General features: G+C 43.2%; 19 protein-coding genes and 1 tRNA gene. 17 read left to right on the forward strand and 3 right to left on the reverse strand.

Features of this window, described 5'->3' with window-relative positions; genetic code table 11:
- The first annotated feature begins 2 nt into the window (after positions 1-2).
- The 3 genes from BEL04_RS10960 to BEL04_RS10970 are packed head-to-tail and all read left to right on the forward strand — an operon-like array spanning position 3 to position 4406.
- The gene (locus BEL04_RS10960; protein ID WP_066003677.1) at positions 3-2564 is read left to right on the forward strand and encodes a polynucleotide kinase-phosphatase; all 2562 of its coding nucleotides are present in this window, start codon (positions 3-5) and stop codon (positions 2562-2564) included.
- A gap of 19 nt (positions 2565-2583) precedes the next feature.
- Entirely contained in the window at positions 2584-3339 is a 756-nt protein-coding gene (locus BEL04_RS10965) for a nucleotidyltransferase domain-containing protein (RefSeq protein WP_083227878.1), read from the forward strand.
- Complete coding sequence (locus BEL04_RS10970) at positions 3336-4406, forward strand: DNA polymerase beta superfamily protein (protein WP_066003681.1); 1071 nt, start codon at positions 3336-3338, stop codon at positions 4404-4406. The genes BEL04_RS10965 and BEL04_RS10970 overlap by 4 nt, the downstream gene beginning before the upstream one ends.
- Before the next feature lie 607 nt (positions 4407-5013).
- Here BEL04_RS10970 and BEL04_RS10975 read toward each other — a convergent pair.
- Both BEL04_RS10975 and BEL04_RS10980 read right to left on the reverse strand, forming a co-directional pair.
- Positions 5014-5649, reverse strand: a complete 636-nt coding sequence (locus BEL04_RS10975; RefSeq protein WP_066003683.1) for a response regulator transcription factor — start codon at positions 5647-5649, stop codon at positions 5014-5016.
- Positions 5646-7520: an ATP-binding protein gene (locus BEL04_RS10980; RefSeq protein ID WP_254659582.1), complete on the reverse strand. Its 1875-nt coding sequence runs from the start codon at positions 7518-7520 to the stop codon at positions 5646-5648. The genes BEL04_RS10975 and BEL04_RS10980 overlap by 4 nt, the downstream gene beginning before the upstream one ends.
- A 335-nt stretch (positions 7521-7855) precedes the next feature.
- On the opposite strand from BEL04_RS10980, the gene BEL04_RS10985 reads away from it, so the two are divergent.
- The 8 genes from BEL04_RS10985 (at position 7856) to BEL04_RS11020 (ending at position 16394) form a co-directional block, all read left to right on the forward strand.
- A complete protein-coding gene (locus BEL04_RS10985; RefSeq protein ID WP_066003685.1) occupies positions 7856-8935 on the forward strand; it encodes a hypothetical protein in 1080 nt (359 codons plus the stop codon).
- Between the two features lie 34 nt (positions 8936-8969).
- On the forward strand, positions 8970-10055 hold the full coding sequence (locus BEL04_RS10990) for a hypothetical protein (protein WP_066003688.1): 1086 nt from the start codon (positions 8970-8972) through the stop codon (positions 10053-10055).
- Positions 10056-10121: 66 nt separating this feature from the next.
- Positions 10122-11270 carry a hypothetical protein gene (locus tag BEL04_RS10995; protein WP_066003690.1) on the forward strand — a complete coding sequence of 383 codons (1149 nt, stop codon included), beginning with the start codon at positions 10122-10124 and terminating at the stop codon, positions 11268-11270.
- 289 nt (positions 11271-11559) lie between these two features.
- Positions 11560-12666, forward strand: a complete 1107-nt coding sequence (locus BEL04_RS11000; protein ID WP_175404057.1) for a S41 family peptidase — start codon at positions 11560-11562, stop codon at positions 12664-12666.
- 47 nt (positions 12667-12713) lie between these two features.
- Positions 12714-13208: a DUF4440 domain-containing protein gene (locus tag BEL04_RS11005; protein WP_066003693.1), complete on the forward strand. Its 495-nt coding sequence runs from the start codon at positions 12714-12716 to the stop codon at positions 13206-13208.
- Between the two features lie 12 nt (positions 13209-13220).
- Complete coding sequence (locus BEL04_RS11010; protein ID WP_066003694.1) at positions 13221-14354, forward strand: hypothetical protein; 1134 nt, start codon at positions 13221-13223, stop codon at positions 14352-14354.
- Positions 14355-14423: 69 nt separating this feature from the next.
- Positions 14424-15665 carry a DUF2268 domain-containing putative Zn-dependent protease gene (locus BEL04_RS11015; RefSeq protein ID WP_217493635.1) on the forward strand — a complete coding sequence of 414 codons (1242 nt, stop codon included), beginning with the start codon at positions 14424-14426 and terminating at the stop codon, positions 15663-15665.
- A gap of 39 nt (positions 15666-15704) precedes the next feature.
- Complete coding sequence (locus BEL04_RS11020; RefSeq protein ID WP_066003699.1) at positions 15705-16394, forward strand: aspartate/glutamate racemase family protein; 690 nt, start codon at positions 15705-15707, stop codon at positions 16392-16394.
- A gap of 32 nt (positions 16395-16426) precedes the next feature.
- Here the strand turns inward: BEL04_RS11020 and BEL04_RS11025 are convergent, their stop codons facing one another.
- Positions 16427-16837, reverse strand: a complete 411-nt coding sequence (locus BEL04_RS11025; RefSeq protein ID WP_066003701.1) for a hypothetical protein — start codon at positions 16835-16837, stop codon at positions 16427-16429.
- Positions 16838-17126: 289 nt separating this feature from the next.
- On the opposite strand from BEL04_RS11025, the gene BEL04_RS11030 reads away from it, so the two are divergent.
- From BEL04_RS11030 to BEL04_RS11055, 6 genes are all read left to right on the forward strand, one after another.
- Positions 17127-17198, forward strand: a tRNA-Cys gene (locus BEL04_RS11030).
- 38 nt (positions 17199-17236) lie between these two features.
- A complete protein-coding gene (locus BEL04_RS11035) occupies positions 17237-18385 on the forward strand; it encodes a formylglycine-generating enzyme family protein (protein WP_083227880.1) in 1149 nt (382 codons plus the stop codon).
- A gap of 441 nt (positions 18386-18826) precedes the next feature.
- Positions 18827-21964 carry a TonB-dependent receptor gene (locus BEL04_RS11040; RefSeq protein WP_066003703.1) on the forward strand — a complete coding sequence of 1046 codons (3138 nt, stop codon included), beginning with the start codon at positions 18827-18829 and terminating at the stop codon, positions 21962-21964.
- Between the two features lie 21 nt (positions 21965-21985).
- Positions 21986-23578, forward strand: coding sequence for a RagB/SusD family nutrient uptake outer membrane protein (locus BEL04_RS11045; RefSeq protein WP_066003707.1), 1593 nt, complete (start codon positions 21986-21988; stop codon positions 23576-23578).
- Positions 23578-24000: a rhodanese-like domain-containing protein gene (locus BEL04_RS11050; RefSeq protein ID WP_066003709.1), complete on the forward strand. Its 423-nt coding sequence runs from the start codon at positions 23578-23580 to the stop codon at positions 23998-24000. Before BEL04_RS11045 ends, BEL04_RS11050 begins: the two co-directional genes overlap by 1 nt.
- A 39-nt stretch (positions 24001-24039) precedes the next feature.
- Positions 24040-25905: an arylsulfatase gene (locus BEL04_RS11055; RefSeq protein WP_066003711.1), complete on the forward strand. Its 1866-nt coding sequence runs from the start codon at positions 24040-24042 to the stop codon at positions 25903-25905.
- Position 25906: the final 1 nt, after the last annotated feature.

Raw genomic sequence — 25906 nt, forward strand, 5'->3', positions numbered from 1 at the left:
AAATGTTAACGAATAAAACCATACAAATACCTGAATTATCATTGGTTGTCCTGATAGGTGCTACCGGGTCAGGCAAATCTTCATTTGCCAGAAAGCATTTCAAGCCAACGGAGATCGTATCCTCTGATGCCTGCCGTGGAATGGTGAGTGACGACGAAAATAACCAGGCCGCCTCTGCCGATGCTTTTGCTTTGGCCAGGTACATTACCGGTCTGCGCTTGAAGAATGGGTTGGTAACTCTGATAGATGCCACCAACGTTCAAGAGGAAGCCCGTAAAGACTGGATAAAACTGGCAAAGGAATACCATTGTTTGCCGGTAGCAATTATATTGAATATGCCCGAAAAGGTTTGTGTACAGCGTAATGCTTTACGGCCAGATCGCAATTTTGGCGCGCACGTGATACCGCAACACATCTCGCAATTAAAACGCAGCTTTAAAAAATTGAAATATGAAGGCTTTCGCCATATCATTGAATTACGCTCACCCGAAGAAGTTGATGCGATAACCAGTATAGTACGCGATCCTTTATACAACAACAAAAAGGTTGAAACAGGTCCATTAGATATCATAGGTGATGTCCATGGTTGCTATGATGAGCTAATCGCATTATTAACAGACTTAGGCTACACCGACAATGGTGAAACATGGACCCATCCTGAAGGCCGGAAAGCTGTATTTGCGGGTGACCTGGTGGATCGAGGGCCCAAAACACCTGAAGTATTAAAGTTGGTAATGAGGATGACAGCCACTGGTAACGCTTATTGTGTTCCTGGCAATCATGATATTAAGCTGATGCGCTGGCTGAGCGGTAAAAATGTGCAGGCCAAACATGGTTTGCAGGAATCTATTGATCAGTTAAGTGTAGAAACGCAAGAGTTCAGGGATCAGGTTAAAAAGTTTTTAGATGGCCTTATCAGTCATTATGTGTTTGACGAGGGTAAATTAGTTGTCGCCCATGCTGGTTTAAAGGAAAGTATGCAGGGCCGTGGTTCCGGCGCAGTGCGTGAGTTTTGCCTGTACGGCGAAACTACCGGTGAGACTGATGAATTTGGTTTACCGGTAAGGCTCAACTGGGCTGCTGAATATAAAGGCAGGGCAATGGTTGTCTATGGGCATACGCCCGTTCCTGAAGCACAGTGGTTGAACAACACAATTGATATCGACACCGGTTGTGTATTTGGCGGGTCGTTAACCGCATTACGGTATCCTGAACGGGAGTTGGTAGCCGTAAAGGCTGCCCAGGTTTATTGTGAGCCGATAAGGCCTCTGGATCATGGTAAAGCCAATATAGGGAAGTTGTCCATGCAACAGGAAAACGACAGTGTGTTGGATATAGCCGAATTTACAGGAAAGCAGATCGTAGAAACGCGCTTAGGTAACAACATCACCATAAGGGAAGAAAACGCTATCGCCGCGTTAGAAGTAATGAGCAGATTTGCGATCAATCCAAAATGGCTGATCTATTTGCCGCCTACGATGAGTCCTTCGAAAACCAGTATACTGGATGATTATCTTGAATTCCCGACCGAAGCTTTTGATTATTATAAAGCAGCTGGAATAAATAAAGTGGTTTGCCAGGAAAAGCACATGGGCTCAAGGGCAGTGGTCATCGTCGGTAAAAATGAAGAAGCGATAAGCAAAGCATTTGGAATTACAGGCGAAGGAATAGGTACGGTTTATACCCGTACAGGTCGCGCCTTCTTCAATGACAAAGCAGCCGAACAGGCTTTGTTAGCACGATTGAATGAAGCTTTGGTCAATTCGGGATTCTATGATGCATTCGATACTGACTGGGTTTGTTTGGATACTGAGTTGATGCCATGGAGTGCTAAAGCGCAAGCTTTACTACAAACGCAATATGCGGCTGTAGGCAGGGCGGCAACGCATGCCTTGGGCGATGTAATGGATGCGCTGAAACAATTAACTCAAAGGGATGCAAACGGAGAAGCATTGTTAGCTGAATATAGCGAAAGGCAAAATGAAGCTAAGCAATTCATCACTGCTTACCGGCAGTATTGCTGGCCAGTAAATAGTCTTGACGATTATAGGTTGGCATCGTTCCACATCTTAGCATCCGAAGGAAAACTTTGGACAAGCGAGAACCACGAATGGCATATGGAACAAATTAAAAAGATATGTGGGGCCGATCCGGCTATATTGTTAGCTACTCCTTACAAAGTAGTGGAACTTGATGATGAAGCAAGCATTAATGAAGCTACGGATTGGTGGTTAGCTTTAACCGGCAAAGGCGGGGAAGGTATGGTGGTGAAGCCTTATAACTTTATTGAAAAAGACGGTAAAGGGCTAATACAACCCGCTATTAAGATCAGGGGAAAAGAATATTTACGGATCATTTATGGCCCCGAATATACTGCTCCTGAAAATATCATCCGCCTAAAGTCACGTGGTTTAAATGCCAAAAGAGGATTAGCCATGCGCGAGTTCGCTTTAGGCATAGAAGGCTTGCAGCGTTTTACCGACAAAGAACCATTAAGACGCGTGCATCAATGCGTATTTGGCGTGCTGGCTATGGAAAGCGAGCCGGTAGATCCAAGATTATAAATGAATAATAATTACGAACATGAAAGAAACTATTCTGCAAAAGTTAACTGAACTGGAGCGATTGGAAAATATAAAAATACTATATGCCTGCGAGTCAGGCAGCCGGGCATGGGGTTTTGCCTCGCCCGATAGTGATTTTGATGTTCGCTTTATTTATACCCGGGATGTCGATCATTATCTAAGCATTGCAGAAATGCCGGATGTGGTTGGCCTCCCGGTTAACGAGGTATTGGATATCGGCGGCTGGGATTTGAAGAAAGCTTTAAAGCTGTTTCTCAAATCTAATGGCCCTTTATATGAGTGGCTGCAATCTCCTATCGTTTATCGTCAGGATAATACTTTTACCAATGAACTATGCGACTTAATGCCGGCATATTTTTCATTACGATCTGGTGGCAATCACTATTTATCAATGGCTAACAATACCCTTAGAGATGATTTGCAGGGAGATCAAGTAAAATTGAAGCGTTACTTTTATGCGCTGCGCCCTGCATTGGCTTGCCAATGGATAGTTGAGAAACAGACCGTACCGCCAATGGAATTTGATAAGCTACGTATTTTAATAAGAGATAATAGCGTTCAAAAAAGTATAGATGATCTTTTAGAGAAAAAAAAGGATGCAGATGAAAAAGCTTTTATAACGCCTGTTCCATTGCTCAACGAATGGTTAACTGATACGCTAAATAATTGTAGGGAAAAAATGCCGCTCCTGCCATCAGAGAAGAAAGAAGCAGATGAATTGAATGTAGTTTTTAGAAATTATATCCAGCTATGACCTACGAACAGCTAAAACAGCAAAAAGAACTGATCCTGTTAGATTGTGTTAGCGGCAGCACAGCTTACAACCTGAATGTGGCTGGTTCTGACGTGGACAAAAAAGGAATCTTTATCATGCCGCAAAAGCAGCTATATGGGTTTGAGCGGCAAGATCAGATAGCCAATGAAAGCAACGATGAGGTTTATTTTGAGATCGGCCGCTTCCTGGATTTATTAACGAAAAACAATCCCAATATATTGGAACTGTTAAGCACGCCTAAAGAGTATGTGTTATTTCGCCACCCGTTGATGGATCTGATCAAGCCAGGAGATTTTTTGTCGAAACTTTGTCTTGATACATTCGCTGGTTATGCACAAACTCAGATCAGGAAAGCGCGGGGCTTAAACAAGAAAATCAACAAGCCGTTAGATGCCGAACGTAAATCGGTATTAGACTTTTGTTTTGTGATCTATAAAAATGGCAGCGTCACCCTAAAGGAATGGTTAAAGGAAAATGCTTTCAATCAAAATGAATGTGGCTTGATAAATCTAGATCATTTCAGGAATGTTTATTTACTGTATCATCAAAAACAGTTAGCAGAAAGGCGATTTAAAGGAATATCATCTGGACCCGATGCTGATGATGTGCAGTTAAGTTCTGTCCCCAAAGGAATAGAACATATAGCAGTCATGAACTTTAATAAAGATAGCTATTCCATTTACTGCCGGGAATACAAGGAATACCTGGAATGGGAAGAGAAGCGCAATGAACAGCGTTATCAAAGCACCTTGTCACATGGCAAAAGCTATGACGCCAAAAACATGATGCACACCTTTCGGCTGTTAAGCATGGCCGAAGAAATTGCGCTATATCAACAGGTGATCGTTAAACGCGAAGATCGAGATTTTCTACTCAAGATCCGCAATGGGGAATTTGAGTTTGACGACTTGATGAAAATGGTAGAAGAGAAGATGGAGCACATAAAAGCAGCCTATACAAAATCTCCTTTACCTGACAGGCCGGCCATTCATTTGGCGGAAAATATTTTGATTCGAATACGACAAGATTACTATAAAATAAAATAACCCGTAGTTAAAATCAAACGTGAAATTGCGACGACTATTGGTTTACTTTTCTTTTGCTGGATAATCAAGTTTATCTAAACTATTGATATTCAATTTTAGCCATCAAATATTCTTGCTCCGTAAGTTGCTTCAATATTGATGCTCGCTCATTTAAACAATAATAAGTTCGCATTGGTATCTTTGAGGATGGGTTCAAACAATTGTAAATCCCTTCGGATAGTTTGATTTTTTTAAGTCTTGAGAGTGTTTCATTGAAAGATATCATCAATTTGCAGTAAGGTTTTTTCTATCCATAAAATTCTTGGATAGATTTTACGGAACTAAAAAGCCAGAATTTGCATTTCAGACGAAACTTGGCTACAAGTCAAAGTGTCATTAAATAACTGGCTCATAACTATATAGCTTTGCTAACTCTTGCAAATAATCAAAAATTTTTTGTTTACATAGTCCCGTTCCCGCTACCGAACACGAAAAAAGCCTTGAATATCGAACTTCAAGGCTTTTTGTTTTATTAGTGTTGGCAAACTGCAAAACCTACGGATATTTTAGCACGACACAGGATATGCGGCTTGGCAAAATTGTAAGTAGTTTTCCTTTTTCTTCTTATTCATAGCAATCCTCGCTTAATGGCTTCTTTTACCAAACCGATGCTATTCTTTACCGATAGCTTTTGCATGAGGTTGAGCCGATGGGTTTCTACTGTTCTGAGGCTAAGAAACAATTTATCCGCGATTTGTTGATTTGAATTTTCTTCGGCTATCAGCTTCAATATTTCCTTTTCTCTTTTGGTTAAATGAACCGGGACACCGGGGCGGTTCCGGCCGTAAGCCAGTTCGCCGATCATGGTTTCATGAATATGTGCATCTAAAAACAATTTGCCCTGGTTAACTTCAATAATTGCCTTGACCAGTGTTTCCTGGTCTGTGTTTTTAAGCAGGTATCCTTTGGCACCATTACGCAGCATTTGCTTCACATAATGCATTTCTTCAAAATTGGTTAAGGCAATCACTTTGATGTGGGGTACGGTCTTGGTTACTTCCTTGCAAAGGTCAATTCCATTAGCGTCGGGCATTTGAATATCCAGCAATAAAATATCGGGCGTATATTCTGCAAGCCCTTTAATCAGGTTGGCACCACCCTGGCTCTTAAAAACAATTTCCATGTCGGGCCTTTTTTCGAGCATCATGGCCAGCCCCTGGATAATAAGTTCCTGATCGTCTGCTATAGCTATGCTAATCTTCATCGATTGCTTTTTATATTGAAATCCAAAATATCCAGTTCAAAGTAAATGTAAACCCCGTTGCCTAACGTTGAATCAATCTCCAGCATTCCGCCAAGAGAATTGATACGGTCTTCAATAGCATTTAAGCCCATTCCTTTAGCTGTTTGAAGGGACTGTTTATCAAAACCACAACCATCATCCTCAATACTTACACTAAGAACATTTCGTTGCCTCGACAATTGTACATAGGCATTTTTTGCGTTGGAATGTTTAATGGTGTTATTAATTAGTTCCTGCACCATTCTATAGATCATCAATTCAACGTTTTTGTTAAAGCGGCCAATCTCCCCAATACATTCATAGCGAATTTTTAACTGGTTAAACTGATTTAAATTATCGCAGAAAACCTGCAAAGCTTCGTCAAGGCCAAAACGCACCAACATATCGGGCATTAAGTTATGGGCCGTCTTTCTTATTTCGGCAGAGGCATCGTCCAGCATGGCTATCGCTTTGTTATACGCTCCCGAAGCTTTTAACTCGGGATATTCGTTTTTAAAGATGCTGAAGCGCATTTTAACAGCCGATAATAAACCACCGATACCATCGTGCAAGTTTTCTGCAATTCTTTTCCGCTCTTTTTCTTCACCGCTCATCGCTGCATCAAGCATTTGTATCTTTTTTGCCGATTCGAGATTTTTAATGCGCTGTGCCTGTAATTTCTTTTGCTGATGATAAATTAACAAGGCAACGATGATCAATAACACAATAATGAATATACTACTCATGATGAGCAGGGATTGTCTTTTTAAACGGTTATCCTTTTCTTCGATGGTCAGTCTGTTCTGGGCTAATTGCTTATCTTTTTCTGCTGCCCTGAATTTCAAAGCCGAACGCTCATAGTCAAGCTTTAGTTTATCAGAAGCCATTTCGCTTTGTACCTGTTCGTGTTTTTTTAATAAAACAAATGCCGTTTTATAATTTCCAAGTTTTTGATAGATGTCGATCCCATTTTCAAGTGTCGACGCTATTTCCGAACGATAGCCGAGGCCATAAGCCAGAGTAATGGCATATTGATAACAACCCAGCGCCCTTTGATAATCCTTGAGATAATAATAAACCTTTGCCAGTTTTGAGTTAGTAACCAAACGGATACTTCCGGCGGTATAATGCGTATCCTTTAGTAGCTCTTCTTCAGCCTGCCTGTATTTCCCGGCATTGATAAAAATATCCGCTTTCAGGCTTCGGACAAATACCTGCAATTCGGATATGTTTTTTAATACAGCAATATCCAGCGCCTTATTACAATACTTTAGTGCGAGCGCGGGATCAGCCTGATAATATTTGAGGCCCTCCACGTATAAGCCATAACCTATGCCCCGTTCGTAATTTATTGTTTTTGATAAGGTATAAGCTTTTTCGCCGTAAAATAACGCATCATCTTTAAAACCCTGTACCCGATATGTGTCGAATAACTGGATGTAATGCACAGCCAGTGCGATAGAATCCTGGTGAGTATGCAAATTGTTTTTAAAAGCAGCCGAAACCTGGTCGAAGGTTTGCATGGCAGAATCGAGCGCGCCCAAGTTTTTGTAGGTGATAGCCAGGTTACTCAGTATCTTGATATAAAGCACATTTTCTTTTGATTTTTTAAATGCAGCCAGCCCCTGTTTATAATACATGACCGCCTTTTTTGATTCGCCATTGATGGCGTACAGATCGCCCTCGTTTTTTAAACAATAAGCATAGCCTATATTATTGTTTGTTCTTTTTGCTAATGCCATGGCTTTGTTGAGATAATAAAAAGCCGAATCGCTTTGCGTATAAAAAAACTTGCCGGCATAGTCTACACAGGCATGGATACTGGCCGGATCATTAGGATGTTTTTGAATCACCCTTTTCAAACTGTCAAAATTATAGTTGAACTGCTGGGCTGACACCCGAAAAACAGGTATAAGGCAGATCAGATTAATGGCAAATAAATAACCGTATTTTTTCATTCTAACGCCAACTCATCACAAATATAACCAGCGCTAGCTGGTATGTATCTAAGTACTACTACGTAATTATATTATTCAGTAGTTATGCTGATAATTAACCGGTTAACCGTGAATAATTTTGAAAAAAATAACTGATCTATCTAAAGCTGATTGCTATCCCCGGGCAATCAGCTTATAATATTCATAAGTTCAATGCATAACAGCGAATCGTTCGCAAAAAAAATAACACCATGAAAAATGCAGTTACCAGGCCTGTTATCTATCTGGCCATTTTGTTTATTGTTGTGGGATTATCGTCCTGCAAAAAAACGTACCTGGCCGATGGCCCCCTGCCTGTAACATCTTCCCCAAATGTTCCGCCGCCTGATTCAATCTCAGGATGGGCCAGGTTAAAGGCCCTTAATGATACGATAACTTTGCTGGAAGAGTTTAACCATACCATTTATGCGGCATCAAATAATAATACCTTGTATACCAGTGCCGACGAAGGCGTTTCCTGGGCTACTTTAAAAGTTGGAAATATTTCTGACCTGAGCATTACAGCCATTAAAGTATTTAATAACAAACTTTATGTGGGTACGGATGATAACGGGATATTTTCGAGCAGCGACGGGGGTAAAACATGGGCAAACTTTACCAGCAGCCTTCTAACTTACAACCCTGCCGGATATCTGGTCGGGTTCGCGATAACTTCATTCGCCGAAAGGAACAACAAGTTATATGCTTCAACTCAGGGCAACGGCGTTTACCTATTGAACGAGGCGGCAAACACCTGGTCAGCTTTTAACAATAACCTCCCCTGGATCATTACTTCGTACGACGTCTTTACAATGATCAATACGGGTAATACCCTGGTGATCGCAGCCGGCGTTAATGGAACTTTTTATCATTATGATTTTGATGCAAACCTTTGGGCAGAAACCCTATTACCAAAATGGCTGACCTACATCAATGCCATGACATTGGATAATGGTAGCTTATACGGCATAACAACCGAAAAAAAGATCATTCGTAGCAGTGACGATGGCATTACCTGGACTTATGATACTGCCGACTTGCAGGCAACACAGATATCAAGCATTTTACCGCAAAAAATATATACCGGCACCACTAAAAACTACGTGTTGACGATCTCAACCAATGGGAAAGGCACCTGGATACAGCAGCGCGACAGAAATGCTGCCATCGGTACATCCTGGGCAACCGGCCAGGAACTTTTACAGGGCTTACGTATTAATGCCATTATTGAATCTAACCACACTCTTTTCCTGGGAACTAATAGCGGAATATTTATAAAAAGCATTAAATAATAACATTAGTTAGCGTTGACACAAAGCCAAAAAAATGAAAAATAAATTACTGATAAAAAAGACCGGGATTTGCCTGATAACAATATGCACTGTTTGCAGTTTAGCATCGTGTACAAAAAACGATAAAGCTGCCCCCACACCAAATGTACCCGGTGTTGTTAATACACCGCCACCGGGCGGCACTACTGCCGTACCACCGCAAGATGCTACCGTAAATTGGACAAAACTGAGCACCTTGAACGACACGATTACCGTATTGGAGGTATTTGGCCATACAATTTATGCCGGTTCAAACAGCAATAACTTATATATCAGCTCGGACGAAGGAGCCTCGTGGGCTACATTAAAAGTTGGAAATAACACCGATATGGCCATCACCGCAATTAAGCTGTTTAATAATAAACTTTACGTTGGTACCGATAATAACGGAATATTTTCGAGTAACGACGGGGGGAAAACGTGGACAAATTATATTAATAACCTGGTTGGTTATCCGGTTTCGTCATTTGCTGAGTTGAATAACAACTTATATGCATCGGCTGAAGATGATGGTGGTGTTCTTGTCTTAAACCAGGCCACAAACAATTGGATGCCGTTTAATAATAACCTGCCGGAAATTATCACCTCGTATGATGTTTTTAAAATAGTTAGTACAGGCAACACCTTAGCTGCGGCAGCCGGTGTTAACGGTACCTTTTATTTTTATGATTTTAACGCTAATCAATGGGTAAACTCCTATACAAACAGGTGGGGCATCCCGGTAACTCAGTTGATCTATGATAAAGGCAGCCTTTTTGCCTATAATACCGAAGGAAAGATAATCCGGAGCGAAAACAACGGCGTAAGCTGGTATTACGACACTTTGGACTTGCAGACAACATTATCATCCAGATTTTACGAAAATGGCATTTTATACGCCGGGTCAATAAATGACTATATTTTAATAAACCAGGGCGTCAAAGGCGGCTGGATACAACACAGAGACAGAACTGCACCTGCCGGTTCTACCTGGGCAACCGGGCAGGAGTTTTTAGCCCAAATGCATTTAAATGCTATAGCAGAGGCTGATAATAAGCTGTTTTTGGGAACGGACAATGGCATTTATTTCAAAGTAAAATAAAAACCACATTCTGATAAAAGTACAATCTGAGCTTGTAGTTTACACTAACTACAAAACCTATCATACATGAAAACAAAAAAACAATTACAGGCAATAAACATTTACATAGTTGTATTATTTGCGATACTAAGCTTTGGAGCATGTAAAAAAGCTCATAACCCGACACCGGCAACACCACCTCAGGGTCCAGTTCCGGACAACTGGAAGCTGACCAATAACTTACCGGCCGAAAACTTTACTGCGCTTGAGGTCATCAATAACGTGATCTACGCCGGTTCGACCACATCGCACCGAGTTTATATGAGTGCCGATGGCGGAGTCAACTGGACAGCGTCCGCGCAGATTGCCCCTAATGTGCAGATCAATCCCGGGATAGACATAACAGCTTTAACGGTATTTAAAAACAAAATATATGTAGGCGCTTCTGTATTTGAAAATGACACCAAACTTGCAGGCGTTGTTGAAGATGACATCTACTCAAGCAGTGACAGCGGTAAAACCTGGACCAATGAGCGGAGCTTAACTGGTGATATCACTTCGTTTGCGGCGTGGGACAATGATTTATATGCCTCGTCCTATGGTGATGGGATACTGAAGTTAAACGCCGCCACCAAACAATGGGAACCCTTTGTAAATGGGCTAACATCTTCATTTTTAAATTTAGACAGAATTGCGACTAAAGTTTTGGCTATCGGTACCGACTTGTTTGCGGGTACTGCCTACAGCTTTGCAGCATTTAATGGCACACAACAGGGCTGGGTGCGAAAAAATTACTATAACCATACCCCGTATATTACTAATAATACGAACTGGTGGTCGGATTATACGATAGACCTGGTTTACAGCCCTTACAACTACGGCACCCTTTTGGGCCAGGTGTATATGGAGTATCCCACCAGGCAGGCTATTATGCGTAGCGATGACAAGGGCACAACCTGGAATGCAGATACACTCGATTTGAAATCAGATCTGAACAGATACACCATGCACGGCCTGCTTGCAGGCAGCACTAAATATTATTCCATCAGCAACGAGTATACTACAACTATTATAGGTACCTGGATACAACACCGCGATAGGGCGGCTCCTGCCGGCACCACCTGGGCAAGCGGCGAGGAATTTATACCCTCTGTTTGGTCGTCGGCCATAAAGGAATTTAATGGGAAGCTTTTTTTGGCGACAAATAAAGGGCTTTATTTCAAATATAATAATTGAATTGCCCATGGTAAGACAAATTCTCATCCTATTCTTTTTGCTGATTATTACCAATTTTTCATTTGCCCAAAGTTGCGACTGCAGAACCGAATTGCTATTTCTGAAAAAGCAAATTGAAACCAATTATTCAGGATTCAAGGATAAAGTTAAGAGCAGTAACCGGGCTCAATATGATGCGATTTCGACAGAAGTTTTAAAACAAGCGACACAAGATACAAAGTCAACTTACTGCCTGAGGTTGATGAACGAGTGGTTGAGTTTTTTCAAGGATGGACATATTTATATTGGTATGGCAGATACCGTTGCGATCAACAAACTGATCAGGGAAACCGAGGTGATATCAATTACGCCACAAAACCTAACCAGGCTTAAAATCTCAAAAAACGCCGAAGGAGTTTATTACAGTTCTGATTCAACTTATAAAATTGCCATCATAAAAAACAAAACAAGCTTCAGGGATTATGCAGGCGTAATTCTTACTTCAAAATCGTCGTTCTGGAAGCCCGGCCAGGTTAAGATGGAATTAAAGCAGACTACTAAATCTGCTTTTAAAGCTTATTATTATTCAAAAGACCATAGTATACAGGTGCTTAACTATAGTTTTGATGGTAAATCTTTAAATAATGGCGACTGGACTAAGGAAGGCATAATAGCAGCAAGTGCTAACACGCAAACCTTTGTACCTGTTCAGTTTAAGAGCCTGTCAGACAGAACATCTTATATCCGTATCGGAACATTTGATGAAGGAAACAGTAAGGCCATCGACTCTGTTTTTAAAGCGAATGAAAGTTCGTTAAAATCAAAGCCCAATTTAATACTCGACCTGCGTGGAAACGGCGGGGGCGCCGACTTTGCATTCTACCCCATACTGCCTTATTTATATACTAACCCTATTTACAATATTGGAACAGATGTTTTGGCAACTGATGACAATATTAAATCATGGTTACCTATACTTAGCAATAATAATTTCCCACAATCAACTAAGGATGCTATTAAAAATAACATCACAAAAATGCAGGAACATATCGGTCGGTATGTAAGCTTATCTGACGATGATACAACCAAGTTTGAAAAAATTGAGCCCTACCCCCAAAAAATAGTTATTTTGATTGATAACCATTGTGCAAGTACAACGGAACAACTGCTGTTAACAGCCTTGCAGAGCAAAAAAGTAACTTTAATGGGGCAGCGTACTGCCGGTGTGCTCGATCATGCAAGCGTGCGGTCTGCGCCTTTTCCATGTTCACATTTCACTTTGTATTATGCCACTACGCGCAGCAGGCGAATTGACCAGGGAAAAGGGATTGATGACACCGGTGGCATTAAACCCAATATTGTATTGCCATTTGATCAGAACTGGATAACAGAAGCAACAAAGTATTTAGAGAAATAGCAAGACGGGCTTGGCAACCGGAAGATATTTTTTGCCGTTACGTTATCATGCAGACAATAAAAAACAAGATACTCGACAAATTAAGACACTCCAAAAAACTTAATTATCTGTTCATTACCGCTTTTTTATTAAGCACAATAATATTAATCATAGGCTGCTCTGCAGGCAAAAACTATAAAATAGCTAAAAGCAGGCAGGAAATATTGAAAACCGAGAAAGATTTTGAAGCAGCGGTTAAGCAGGAGGGTATGATGGCTTTTGCAAAATTTGCCGCAGAGGATGCTGTCATAAACAGGGGCGATAAGTTGATCAAAGGGAAAAACGCCATAGCGATGTATTACGGAGCGGGAAAAACAAACAGTCAGTTGACCTGGACCGCTGAATTTGTAGCAGTGTCCGCTTCCGGCGACCTGGGGTATACTTACGGGAATTATACCTATACAGTAAAAGACCCCACCGGCAAAACAACGGATCATACGGGTATATTCCATACCGTCTGGAAAAAACAAACCGATGGTAAATGGAAATTTGTTTGGGATTAGTGATATCAAAAAATGGAATCAGGTAAAAATAAAAAAACATACAACACCATTATTGCAGCCATCGTTCTATGCATTTTGGCTTTTGCATCGTGCAAAAAACAATCAGATGATGGTGCTGCTGTTACTACACCGGTAATCGTACCGCCCAACGATGGCACAGCAAACTGGACAAGGGTAACAACATTGCCAAACGAGCCTTTTAGTGTCATCGAAAAAATAAATAATGTGATCTATGCGTCCTCTCTTTCTTCGGCAAAAATTTATATGAGCGCTGATAATGGCACCAGTTGGACGGCATCATCCCCAATTTTACCCGGGATCGAGATAACGGCTATCTCGGCATTTAAAAACAGGATATACGCCGGGACATTTCTGGACGATACTTTTTTCAGTACCGATAATGGTAAAACCTGGAAAGATGCACAGAACATAGTTACCAATATAGCTTCCTTTGCTGCATGGAATAATAATTTGTACAGTGCATCCTATAATTGGGGTGTCCAGGTCCTCGATACGCTTACCAACCAATGGCATCCGTTCATCAATGGGTTCCCGGTCCCGTTTACAGATCGTGCTACCAGGGTGCTTACAATTGATTCGACCCTTGGTGCAGCTACTGTAAATTCATTTGCGGTGTACGATACGAAGCAGCAATTGTGGCGAACACATACTTATCCTCCAGACGTAAAAGCGCCTTATTATGTTGTAGATATGGTTTATAACAACGGCACTATCCTTGCTCAAACTTATGCCGACGCAAAAAACGTACAATATTTAATACGTTCGGATGACAAAGGCCTTACCTGGCACCAGGACTCACAGGGATTCAGAACCGACATTGCTAACTATACGATGATGGGCTTCGGCATCGGAGTTAATAATTATTATGCTATAGTTAACCAGGCCCCAAATGGTACATGGGTACAAAAACGTAATAAGTCGGCCCCAAATGGCGCTTCATGGGCCACAGGAGAAGAGTTTTTACCCAAGTTCCATTCTCATTGCATCAGGGAATATAACAACAGGATCTTTCTGGCGACGGATAGCGGTGTTATGTTAAGACCGATGGGACCATTAAACTTGAAATGGATCAAAGTAAACGCAATTATTTGCAGTTGGCTGAAGGTTCTTTTGGATCGGAACTGAAGGCTGGTTTGTTTAAACAGTAAAAAAATGGCAAAAACTACGAATACATGTTGGGTTGCTTTTGCAGCAATGATCTTTGTTTATAGCAGCGTATCCGGTCAAAAAATACCAACCCGAAACGAAGTTGAAAAACTGGCAGACAGTTCATACCAGGAGAAAAAATACCAGGCTGCCACTATTTTATACGAATCTCTTTTGAAAAGGACCGATTTCCTGGCAAAGCGTTCGACCATAATGTATAATATTGCCTGTTGCCTCAACCTGCAGGGAAAGAAAGACTCAGCTTTAATTATGCTGAAACAAGCTATCAAAACTGGTTATGGAAACAAAACAAACCTTTTAGCCGATAAAGACCTGGCCACGCTGCATGCCGATCCCAATTGGGCCCCTATCATCAAAAGTGTTAAGGAAAGTAAAAAAATATTAAATACCGATCCCAGAAAGGTTAGGTTGATTACGGAAGATATACATAGGTTTTGGAAGGCCTACGATAAGGCGCTAAAGGACACTGCCCATTTTAAACAGATCTTTAAAAAGGAATATTTTGATAAAGCAAGCAAGGGGATGGACGATTATATGAGTTTAAAGGTAAGTAGCATTGATTTTTTTGTGGACCATATCAAATTGGCGCCGCAATATTACAAGGCGATCCGAAAAACTTCATTGCAGGTAGATAATTTTAAATCAACATTTACAAACTCGTTTGTCAGGCTAAAGGAGCTTTACCCGGCTGCAAAATTCCCTGATGTTTACTTTCTAATCGGTGCATTTACAAGTGGTGGCACTGTATCAAATACCGGCTTATTGATCGGAGTGAACCAGTATTGCAAAAGCGATGGCATCCCGACGGATGAGTTGAGCTTTGGGCTAAAGACGAGGATGGGAGATTTTAAATACTTGCCGAATATAATTGCTCACGAGCTTATCCATTACCAGCAAGATGGGTTAAAGGAAGATACAACCACCTTAAGTTATGTGATACGCGAAGGAATGGCCGATATGATTGGTGAACTGATAAGTGGGAACAACGCCAATGCGGCCCTGCATGACTGGGCAAATGGAAAAGAAAAGATGATATGGAGACGATTTGAAAAAGACATGTACTATAACCGGTACGGCAATTGGATCGCTAACTCACAACAGGCCACTCCGGACAATCTGCCCGATCAGGGTTATTGGGTAGGATACCAGATATGCAAAGCCTATTATGATAAAAGCGACGATAAGAACAAGGCTGTTAACGATATGCTGAACATTAAGGACTATAAGGCTTTTTATGAAAAAAGCGGCGTTGCCAAATTATTTCAATAGTCGATCTCAGCTTATTACATATATCTTAAATATTCAAAAATGAAAAAACTTGGGCTTATCGGCGGAATTAGCTGGGTATCAACTGCAGACTATTACAGGCTGATCAACCAGGGAGCCAATGATAAATTGGGTGGATTAAATTTTGCCGAATGCATTATTTATTCGTTCAATTATGCGGATATTAAAAAAAACAACGACAATAATGATTGGGACAAAACTTTTGCCAGGGTATTAGAAGCTGCTGAGTATCTCAAAGATGCGGGCGCCGAAGGCCTTATATTATGTGCAAATACCATGCACCTGATTGCCGACCGGCTACAGGAAGTGATCGGACTACCTATCATTCATATCGCTACTGCCACTGCGAATGATATTAAAAGATCAGCGCTAAAAAAAGTTGGCCTGTTAGGCACACGTTTTACCATGGAACTTGATTTTTTCAGATCAAAACTGGCCGATCAGGACATTGATACCATTATCCCCGGTATTGACGATCGCCTATTTATTCAGGAAACTATTTATAATGAGTTGGGTAAGGGTATTATAGTTAAACAAACCAAAGAGCGCTATATCGCCATTGTTAATGAATTGATTTCATCGGGGGCGGAAGGAATAATATTAGGCTGTACTGAAATTCCGTTGGTGGTGCAACCCGTTGACGTAAAAATAAAGATATTTGATACAACTCAGATACATGCCCGGGCAGCTGTTGAATTTGCATTAGGTTAAAGTAATTACTGTATAAAGCTCCTGGTTAGTATTTAGCCCCGTAAATGTGAAAAACAAAATGCTAAAATTATCCAGCCAATTTCGATAGCGCGCAATGTGGAGGCACAAATCCGGATGATCCCTCGGGTGATGCTCCTATGGTAGAGCGCACCCAGGTCGGGATAGAACACTCGCGCGCATTCGGCCAGCATGTCGGCTGAGTGCACGTGCAGGTGCAGTTTGTGCCGCATCTCACGTTTGGTTATCAGGTCAAACATGCAATTGTGCTTTTTCGCCAGTGCCTCTATACGCTTCAGTATCAGCTTTATTGCTCTGGTGTGCCTTCGCACTGGCGACACCTTGACGATGATGGCCTGCACATTGCGCTTCCTGACATAGCGCTTGTACCGGTTGATGATCCGCCGCGCCCTGGTGGTTCGAGTCTTGCTGCCTTGATCAAACAAGCTTCTATTCTATTTGAGTTAGAATGAGCTCCCAATATAGTCTAAAAAACATTTTAAGTTCTGTTAGAGCCACTTAAAACGCAGTTTCTATATACAAGGGCTACATTTTTGCTTTATACATGATAACAATAGGTAAAGTTTGTGTGGACTTGAATGTGTACAAATGAGCCCCCAATAAGTTGATTTGCATTGTGGATTGTTATTTGAATTTGATTATTTAAAATCTAATTGTATACTTGTAATATATACTAAATCTATAGATAATATAGTTTATTTAAAGCAATAGTCAGGTGGAGTGGCCGAGAGGTTAGGCAGAGGACTGCAAATCCTGTTACGATGGTTCGAACCCATCCTCACACCTCTTAAGAGATCTCCTGTCAGGACAGAACATGAATGTAAATGAAAGCGAAAACTATATTGATTAGCAGCCTGACTATATTAATAGCCGGATGCAAGCATAAAAACGAAAACAGCAATAAAGTTTATATTGAAGCCGGCATTGCCCGCCCTTTAAAAAAAGTTGCTTTATGTTGCGAGTCACGTATCCCCGCCCGTTTCGTAGGCATGACCATTTCGGTTGAACCGGTTCTGCATAACTCCCCGGCAGCGGCTAATCACGATCACATGGTATGGATACCGGCCGGAACCTATTTGATGGGCGCTGATAATAAACAGGCCCTACCTGATGAATACCCGAAGCACAAGGTGCATGTGGACGGTTTTTGGATGGACATTACCGAAGTTACCAATGCAGCCTTCGCCAAATTTGTGAAGGCGACGGGATACGTAACAACCGCCGAAAAAAAACCGGATTGGAACGTTTTGAAAAAACAGCTCCCGCCCGGCACGCCAAAACCGGCAGATAGCCTGCTTGTAGCAGCATCATTGGTGTTCGTACCTTCAAAAAAACCCGTTAGCCTGGATGATTACAGCCAGTGGTGGGCCTGGAAAAAGGGCGCCAGCTGGAAACACCCGCATGGGCCGGGCAGTAACATTGTTGGCAAAGGGAATTATCCGGTGGTGCATATCTCCTATTTCGATGCTGTAGCGTATTGTAAATGGGCGGGTAAACGTTTACCCACCGAAGCAGAGTGGGAGTGGGCCGCGCGCGGAGGATTGACCAATAACATCTACCCTTGGGGTAACGAAAATGTAAACACGGGTAAACCTAAAGCCAACACGTGGGAAGGCAGTTTTCCGTATAAAAACACCTTGAAAGACCATTTCTATGGGCTGGCTCCGGTTGCATCGTTTGCAGCGAATGGTTACGGTTTGTATGATATGGCCGGAAATGTTTGGGAATGGTGCGCCGATTATTACGATTACCGATATTACGGCAAGCTCAATCCGCAGGGTGTGAGTAATCCTAAAGGCCCTGCAGTATCATTCGATCCTGATGAACCAAATGCTCAAAAACGGGTGGTTCGTGGCGGATCATTTTTATGCAACGAAAGCTATTGTACTGGGTACAGAGTTGCACGCCGTATGAAAACCACCGAGGACAGCGGCATGGAACACCTGGGTTTCAGGTGCGTTCAAAATCAGTAAAAGGCACATTACCAATTTATTTTAAAATAAATTTTGCAGGAGAAGTTTACTTTCTTTAATATTGCAGTAAATCTATAGATTTAGTAGACATTAAAAGATGAATACGCATTTCAACCACATCGCATCAATCAAAATCTCACCGGCTTCACACAGCCGAATGTGCGTGAGTTGTTGTTGCTGAATAAGCAGTACATGCAAATCTGCTTAAGCTGCCGCACAGCCCGGCAGTCTCCCAAAATCAATCCAATATTTAACGGCGGTCTTGTAAAAAGGCTGGCACTTACTACTTGCAGGAGGGAAGACCAACATGGAAAAGTAATACACTACCTATAACAAAGGGAAAGGGGATAACCCTTTCCCAGCACGATCCAAAATAACGAAGCAGGGATCGATTGGCGTTGAGCCTGCTTCATTTATGTCATTTTAAATCAGTTCAAAATTATGCAAAATATTGCAGAAATAAGGAGGTGGCAAACCCCTTTATTATCCCGAATCAGGCCCCTTACCTTAATTAATTTTCTTTTTCTTTTTATCACACTAAGTGTTTCGGCGCAAAATCAGCCTACTATAAACTCAAAGCTGGTAGGCCGGGTTATCGATGCTGCCACTAAAGAACCTTTACCTGGCGCGGTGGTGCGTATCGAGGGTACAACCCATGCTGTTTCGGCCGATATTGATGGTAAGTTCAGCTTTGTTACCGCTCAAAAATACCCGCTCAACTTAACGATAACCTTTATTGGTTATGAAACGGGGCATGTTGTTGCGACAGGCAGCCCCATCGAAATCGCATTAAAAGAGGTAAGCAATCAGCTTAACGATGTGGTGATAGTAGGTTACGGAGCGCAAAGGCGTCGTGATATCACAGGTTCAGTAGCTTCAGTCCCTGCGATTGCGCTGGCACAGCCGTCAGCCTCGTTCGACAGGGCTTTGCAAGGCACCATCTCGGGTGTGCAGTTTACCCAGGCCAGCGGACAGCCCGGTGCCGGAACAACTGTGCAGATAAGAGGCGTTAACTCGGTTAACGCCGTAGCCGAACCATTGTATGTGATTGATGGCTTTCCAACTTCAAACAGTAACTCGCTAACCGACGCGGGCGTAACCACCGGCACGGCCATCAACCCGCTGGCATCTATCAATCCGGCTGATATTGAAAGTATTGAGGTATTAAAAGACGCTTCGGCAACCGCTATTTACGGTACACGTGGTGCAAATGGCGTCATTATTATTTCGACCAAAAAGGGTAAAGCCGGCCAATCGTCCATTACCTACGACGGCAGCTACGGTGTGCAGCAGGTTACCAAAACACTCAGTTTGTTAAATGCCGATCAGTGGGCGGCTTTGCGTACCGATGCCTTTATTAATACCGGTAAAACTGCGCCAACCACGGCAGCACTATTTCCTTACGGCAACGTGAATACCGATTGGCAGGCGGCAGCTTTCCGCAGGGCGGGCACACAAAACCATTCGCTTTCTATCCTTACCGGTACCGATCGTACACGCATCGCGTTTTCGGGCAATTATGCCGATCAGGATGGGGTATTGCAGAATACCTGGTTTAAACGCTATGGAGGCCGCATTAACGTAGAACACGATTATAACGATAAGTTAAAAATATCGGCCTATTTAGCAGGCGGGCATACCCTTGCGCAGGTTGCGCCGGCCAGCGTAGTACCGGCCATTTTGTTAATGACGCCAACCACACCAATCTATAACGCCGATGGTACGTTCTTCCTGAAAAATGCTTTTGAAGGCGTTTATGGCAATCCCATCAATACGCTTTACAATCAAATCAATACGACGGCCACTAACAGGATATTGTCCAATGTTTCAGGCGAGTACCAGATCATTCCAGGCTTAACCGCGAAGGTGTTATTTGGTATTGATATTATCGATAACAAGCAGGATCGTTATTTGCCGTCGACGGTTTACGAAGGATCGGGCTATGGCGGCCTGGCCGAAACTGGTACACTGTATTCAACAAACTGGCTGAACGAAAATACAGTAACCTACACCAAAAAATTTGGTAAACACTCGCTTAATATCCTGGCAGGTTTCACCCAGCAGGCATTCAGCGCCGAAGGTGCTATCACTGGTTCATCGGGCTTTGTGAGCGATTACAGCAGTTACAATAATATCGGTTCGGGCAGCGTAACATCTATCACAGGTAGCGGTTTTGCCATAGCTCCGGCATCATCATACAACGCCTGGGCGCTTAAATCATACCTGGGCCGTATTAATTATGCCTTTAATGATAAATATCTGTTAACCTTAACGCTGCGTGCAGATGGTTCTTCAAAATTTGCCGACGGGCACCAGTGGGCCAGCTTCCCTTCGGCAGCCTTTGCCTGGAATGCATCAAGCGAAGATTTTCTGAAGAATATTCAGGCCATTAGTCAGTTAAAATTCAGGCTGAGTGCCGGATTAACCGGTAACAGCGACATCCCGCCATACCAGGCGCTTTCGCAGTTGGGTTCGTACCGATACAACTTTGGCAATACAACCATAGTGGGCTTTGCGCCTAATACCCTTGCTAACTCCAATCTAACCTGGGAAAAAACCGCCCAGTATGATTTTGGCTTCGACCTGGGTTTTCTTAAAGATCGCATTACCCTGGTGGCCGACGCCTATTATAAAAAAACAACCAACCTGCTTATTTACCTGCCATTGCCGGCAACAAGCGGTTTAACCATCGTCACCAACACATCTATCACCAACCCGCAGCAGTTTGAAAACGTAGGTTCGGTTGAAAACAAGGGTTTTGAGCTGAGTTTAAACGCCCGCAATTTTGTTGGCGATTTTAAATGGAACACCGGCATCGTATTCGCGGTTAACCGTAATAAAGTATTAAGCCTGGGCGGTAATGGTGTTAACCAGTTTATTCCCGATTCGTCGCTGCCATCTATCCTGAAAGTAGGCGAGCCTATAGGTTCGTTCATCGGTTACAAAACCAATGGGTTGATACAAGCCGGCAGCCCGGCATTAACCCCGGCTGCGAACACATCTCCCGGCGGCCAGGCTTACCTGGATGTTAACCACGATGGCAAGATCACCCAATCTGATGACAGGCTGATCTTAGGCAATGCTCAACCTAAATTTACCGGAGGTATCACTAATACATTTAGCTATAAGGGTATCGATCTGAGCATATTCCTGCAAACATCCTACGGTAATAAAATTTACAACCAGCAACGCGCCGTGCTGGAACTGGGTACCGGCTACACCAATGCCACTACTACCCTGCTTAACCGCTGGACGCCAACCAATATCAATACCGATGTGCACAGCGCTTACCAGGATCCGGCGGCCACGATTTCTGATCGCTTTATTGAAGACGGCTCGTATCTGCGCTTAAAAAACCTGAGCTTTGGCTATACCTTCCCAAAATCGGTTTTATCAAAATCGCCGATACAAAAAGTGCGCATCTATGTAACCGGTGTTAACCTGGCAACCTGGACGCATTACACCGGCTACGACCCCGAAGTAAGCACCAACGGCCAAAACGCTATCAGTTTGGGTGTTGATAACGGCGCTTATCCTAATGCTAAATCGGTAGTTGCAGGTATTTCTTTAACCCTTTAATCTTTATCAGATAACATTGTTATGAAAAAATTAAAATACATTTTGGCATTGGCGCTTAGCACGGGTGTTGTTTCCTGCGCCAAGCTGTCGCAAACGCCAGAGTCGTTTATACCTGCCGAACAGTTTTACAAAACTCAGGCCGATGCCGTAGCTGCGGTAACAGCCGCTTACTCGCTGCTGAATGCGGGATCGAACACCGTACAAACCCCATATAATACCCTGTTTAATACGGGCATGAACTTTATGAGCGATGATGACGCACCCGGACCGGGCGCTACCAATGCCGACGTTCGGTCGCAAGCGGTATTAGGGCACTCGTCATCGGGTTTAAGGATTTTGCAGATATGGCAGCAGCATTATGCCGCCATTAAAAAGGCTAATATCGCTATTGATACCATCCCACATATTGCCTTTGATCCTACCTTAAATAAACGTTTGGTGGCCGAGGCCAAGTTTTTAAGGGCGCTGTATTACTTTAACCTGGTACGTTTATATGGCGATGTGCCGCTGGTGCTGCATGATCTTACTTCGGTAAGTCTTTCTGATCAGCAGGTGCCGCGTACTGCTTCGGCAATGGTTTACGCGCAGATTGAAAAGGACCTGACAGAGGCTACTGCCGCTTTACCTAATTCTTACTCAGGGTCAGATATCGGCAGGGCTACTGCGGGCGCGGCACAATCGCTATTGTCAAAGGTATATTTAACCGAACGCAAATGGCAACTTGCCGTTACCACTGCTGACGGGGTAATTAACGGCCCTTATGGTTATGACCTGTTTGCCAATTATGCAGATGTTTTCCTGCCAGCTACCAAGAATGGTAAAGAACACATCTTCTCGGCTCAGTTTAAATCAAACTCACTTGGCCAGGGCAATAACCAGGCGCCACGATCAATATTATCTGGTATACCGGGTATAACCGGCTCGTTTGCAGATCAGGTTACGTTTTATTCGGTGCCGGATGCTTCGAAGTCCGACGGTATCGATCATTACTTTAGCATTTACAAACTCTATCCCGCCGGCGACAAACGCAAAACGGTAAGCTTTGTAACCCGTTTTCAAAGCCCTACAACCGGTTTGTACTACGGTAAATTAAACGATCCGAAAATCCCCGGCGATTCGGTACCTTTCTTTAATAAATACTGGGATCCGGGTGTGGTAGCCAACGAAAGCGAATCGAGCGCAAACGTATCAATTATTCGTTTTTCGGATGTATTGCTGATCGATGCTGAAGCGGAGAACGAGCTTAACGGCCCAACCGCCAAAGCTTATGCCTCGCTTAACAGGGTACGGCAACGCGCCGGATTAAGCGCGTTGGTGTTGGGTACCCAAACACAAGATCAACTAAGGCAGGAAATATACCTGGAACGCAGGCTCGAGTTCATTTTCGAGTATCAGCGCTGGTTCGATCTGATCCGCGAACGCGATGGCAACGATAACGGCATACTGGAGGCCAGCTTATTAAAAGTAGGCAAAACCAACGTTTCCAAAGGAACCATCAGCCCGATCATTATCAATGGTAAAACGGTGAGCAATAAATTCTACCTCTTCCCCATACCGCAGCAGGAGATAGATAACAGTAACGGTAAACTCACCCAAAACCCCGGCTGGCAATAATGAGAAAGCTAATGATAGCTGCGCTGATGCTGGCCTCGTTAAGGCTGGCAGCGCAAGAGAAGCATACGGTTTATGTACAGAAAAGCCCGAATAAAATTGTGCCTTCGGCCGAAAATGCCAAGATAATCATTACAGAAGTAGGGAAGGGGAAAGCGCTATTGATCGATGTTCGTACCCCGGATGAATACCAAAAGGAACATTTGAAATACGCCCGGAATATCGATATCCGGTCGGCCGGTTTTGCCGATCAGGTTAAAAAGTTGAGCAAGGATAAAAGGATATACCTGTATTGCCATTCGGGCAACCGAAGCGGTAAGGCCACCGATAGCTTACAGACACTGGGCTACCGGCAAAGCTATAACATCGGCGCGCTGGACAGCCTGGCGAAATACGGTTTCCCCGTAGAGAAAAAGGAACCCTAAATGCAATCAAATTTCTATTCAATAAAAAATAAATAATCTATGAAACCCATTTACAAATCGTTAAATAAAATTGCCGCAATGGGCCTGCTGGCAATTGGCGCTACGGCGGCGGAGGCGCAGCAAAACATCCCGCCATCCACACCCGAAACCTACAAAGGTGTGGTTAAGAAAACACTGGCCGAATCCAAAGAGTGGTGGCCAAAACCGATAACGGCACCCAAAGGTGCGCCAAACATTGTTTGGATATTGCTGGACGATGTCGGCTTCGGTGCTTCGGGCACCTTTGGTGGCCTGATCAACACACCCAATTTTGATACTTTGGCCAATGCAGGTTTGCGCTATACCAACTTCCACACGGCAGGTATCTGCGCCCCAACACGTTCGTCATTACTAACCGGGCGAAATCATCATTATGTGCACGTGGGCAATTTCTCACATGCCTCAACAGCGGCTGGTTTCCCCGGATATGATGGCCGCATACCGGCAGATAAAGGCACCATCGCCGAGGTATTGCGCGAAAACGGCTACAGTACCTTCGCTGTGGGCAAATGGGGCGTAACGCCTGATGAGGATACCACAGATGTTGGTCCGTTTGACCGTTGGCCGACAGGTAAAGGTTTTGATCATCACTTTGGGTTCCTCGAATCGGCTACCGACCAGTACCACCCGCCGCATTTGGTGGAGGATAATTTCCATGTAAAGCCCGATGGCCGTAACCTGAACGAGCAGATAACTGATAAGGCAATTGCTTATATCGACCGGGCGCACAAAGCAGCGCCGGATAAACCTTTCTTTTTATACTATGCGCCTGCCGCAACCCACGCCCCGCATCAGGTAGCCAAACAATGGAGCGACCTGTACAAAGGCAAGTTTGACGAGGGCTGGGATGTATACCGCGAAAAAGTATTCGCCAATCAAAAACGTTTAGGTTATATACCCGCTTATGCCCAATTGCCCGAGCGAAATGAAAGCATCGAAGCCTGGAATAAATTACCTGCCGATCAAAAAAAACTGTATGCCCGCTTTATGGAAGTATATGCCGGATATCTTACCTACATCGACGACCAGGTTGGCCGTGTGATACGCCACTTAAAACAAACCGGGCAGTTTGATAACACGCTGGTATTTGTAATGATAGGAGATAACGGTGCCAGTAAAGAAGGTACTTTTCACGGTGTGATCAAGCCTTTAAAGAACCCGCCAAAAACCACCCCTACACAGGATTATATCAAGAATAACGAGGTTGAGCTGGAAGCCATCGGTACGCCCGAGGCATCAACAAACTATCCTTTGGGCTGGGCCCAGGCTGCAAACACGCCGTTTAAGTACTGGAAATCGGACGCTGATGCCGAAGGTGGTACACATAATCCTTTGATCATCTATTATCCAAAACTGATTAAAGAGAAAGGCGGTATCCGCACCCAATACGGCCACGTTAGCGATATCTTCCCGACAACTATCGAGGTTGCAGGTTTGCACCTGCCCGAATATATCAAAGGCATTAAACAAGACACACTGCAAGGCAAATCGCTGTTCAGCTCGTTCAATAATCCTAACGCACCATCGCTGCATACCACACAGTATTACTACATATTCACTAACCGGTCTATTTACAAGGATGGCTGGAAAGCAGAAGCACCGCATCATCCAAACTCGCTCGAATTGGGTATCTATCCAACTGTCGCACCTGTTGAAAAGCCCGATTACGACAAGGACGAATGGAAGCTGTACAACCTGAACGAGGATTTTAACGAGCGTATCGACCTTGCCAAAAAATATCCTGAAAAATTAAAGGAGTTAAAAGCCTTATTTGAAGCAGAGGCCTGGAAAAATCATATCTATCCTTTTATCGATATGAGCGATGTAAACAGCAAACGCATCCACCATTTAGAAAACAATAACTAAT

The sequence above is a fragment of the Mucilaginibacter sp. PPCGB 2223 genome (assembly GCF_001705515.1).
Classification (GTDB): Bacteria; Bacteroidota; Bacteroidia; order Sphingobacteriales; family Sphingobacteriaceae; genus Mucilaginibacter.

Bases quoted from the DNA above. Each gene is read 5' to 3' on its own strand.
- BEL04_RS10975 (WP_066003683.1), bottom strand. From the start codon at position 5,649: ATGAAGATTAGCATAGCTATAGCAGACGATCAGGAACTTATTATCCAG.
- BEL04_RS11010 (WP_066003694.1), top strand. From the start codon at position 13,221: ATGGAATCAGGTAAAAATAAAAAAACATACAACACCATTATTGCAGCC.
- BEL04_RS11000 (WP_175404057.1), top strand. From the start codon at position 11,560: ATGGCAGATACCGTTGCGATCAACAAACTGATCAGGGAAACCGAGGTG.
- BEL04_RS10990 (WP_066003688.1), top strand. From the start codon at position 8,970: ATGAAAAATAAATTACTGATAAAAAAGACCGGGATTTGCCTGATAACA.
- BEL04_RS10960 (WP_066003677.1), top strand. From the start codon at position 3: ATGTTAACGAATAAAACCATACAAATACCTGAATTATCATTGGTTGTC.
- BEL04_RS11040 (WP_066003703.1), top strand. From the start codon at position 18,827: ATGCAAAATATTGCAGAAATAAGGAGGTGGCAAACCCCTTTATTATCC.
- BEL04_RS11020 (WP_066003699.1), top strand. From the start codon at position 15,705: ATGAAAAAACTTGGGCTTATCGGCGGAATTAGCTGGGTATCAACTGCA.
- BEL04_RS11045 (WP_066003707.1), top strand. From the start codon at position 21,986: ATGAAAAAATTAAAATACATTTTGGCATTGGCGCTTAGCACGGGTGTT.
- BEL04_RS11035 (WP_083227880.1), top strand. From the start codon at position 17,237: ATGAAAGCGAAAACTATATTGATTAGCAGCCTGACTATATTAATAGCC.
- BEL04_RS10985 (WP_066003685.1), top strand. From the start codon at position 7,856: ATGAAAAATGCAGTTACCAGGCCTGTTATCTATCTGGCCATTTTGTTT.
- BEL04_RS10965 (WP_083227878.1), top strand. From the start codon at position 2,584: ATGAAAGAAACTATTCTGCAAAAGTTAACTGAACTGGAGCGATTGGAA.
- BEL04_RS11005 (WP_066003693.1), top strand. From the start codon at position 12,714: ATGCAGACAATAAAAAACAAGATACTCGACAAATTAAGACACTCCAAA.
- BEL04_RS10995 (WP_066003690.1), top strand. From the start codon at position 10,122: ATGAAAACAAAAAAACAATTACAGGCAATAAACATTTACATAGTTGTA.
- BEL04_RS11050 (WP_066003709.1), top strand. From the start codon at position 23,578: ATGAGAAAGCTAATGATAGCTGCGCTGATGCTGGCCTCGTTAAGGCTG.
- BEL04_RS11055 (WP_066003711.1), top strand. From the start codon at position 24,040: ATGAAACCCATTTACAAATCGTTAAATAAAATTGCCGCAATGGGCCTG.
- BEL04_RS10970 (WP_066003681.1), top strand. From the start codon at position 3,336: ATGACCTACGAACAGCTAAAACAGCAAAAAGAACTGATCCTGTTAGAT.
- BEL04_RS11015 (WP_217493635.1), top strand. From the start codon at position 14,424: ATGATCTTTGTTTATAGCAGCGTATCCGGTCAAAAAATACCAACCCGA.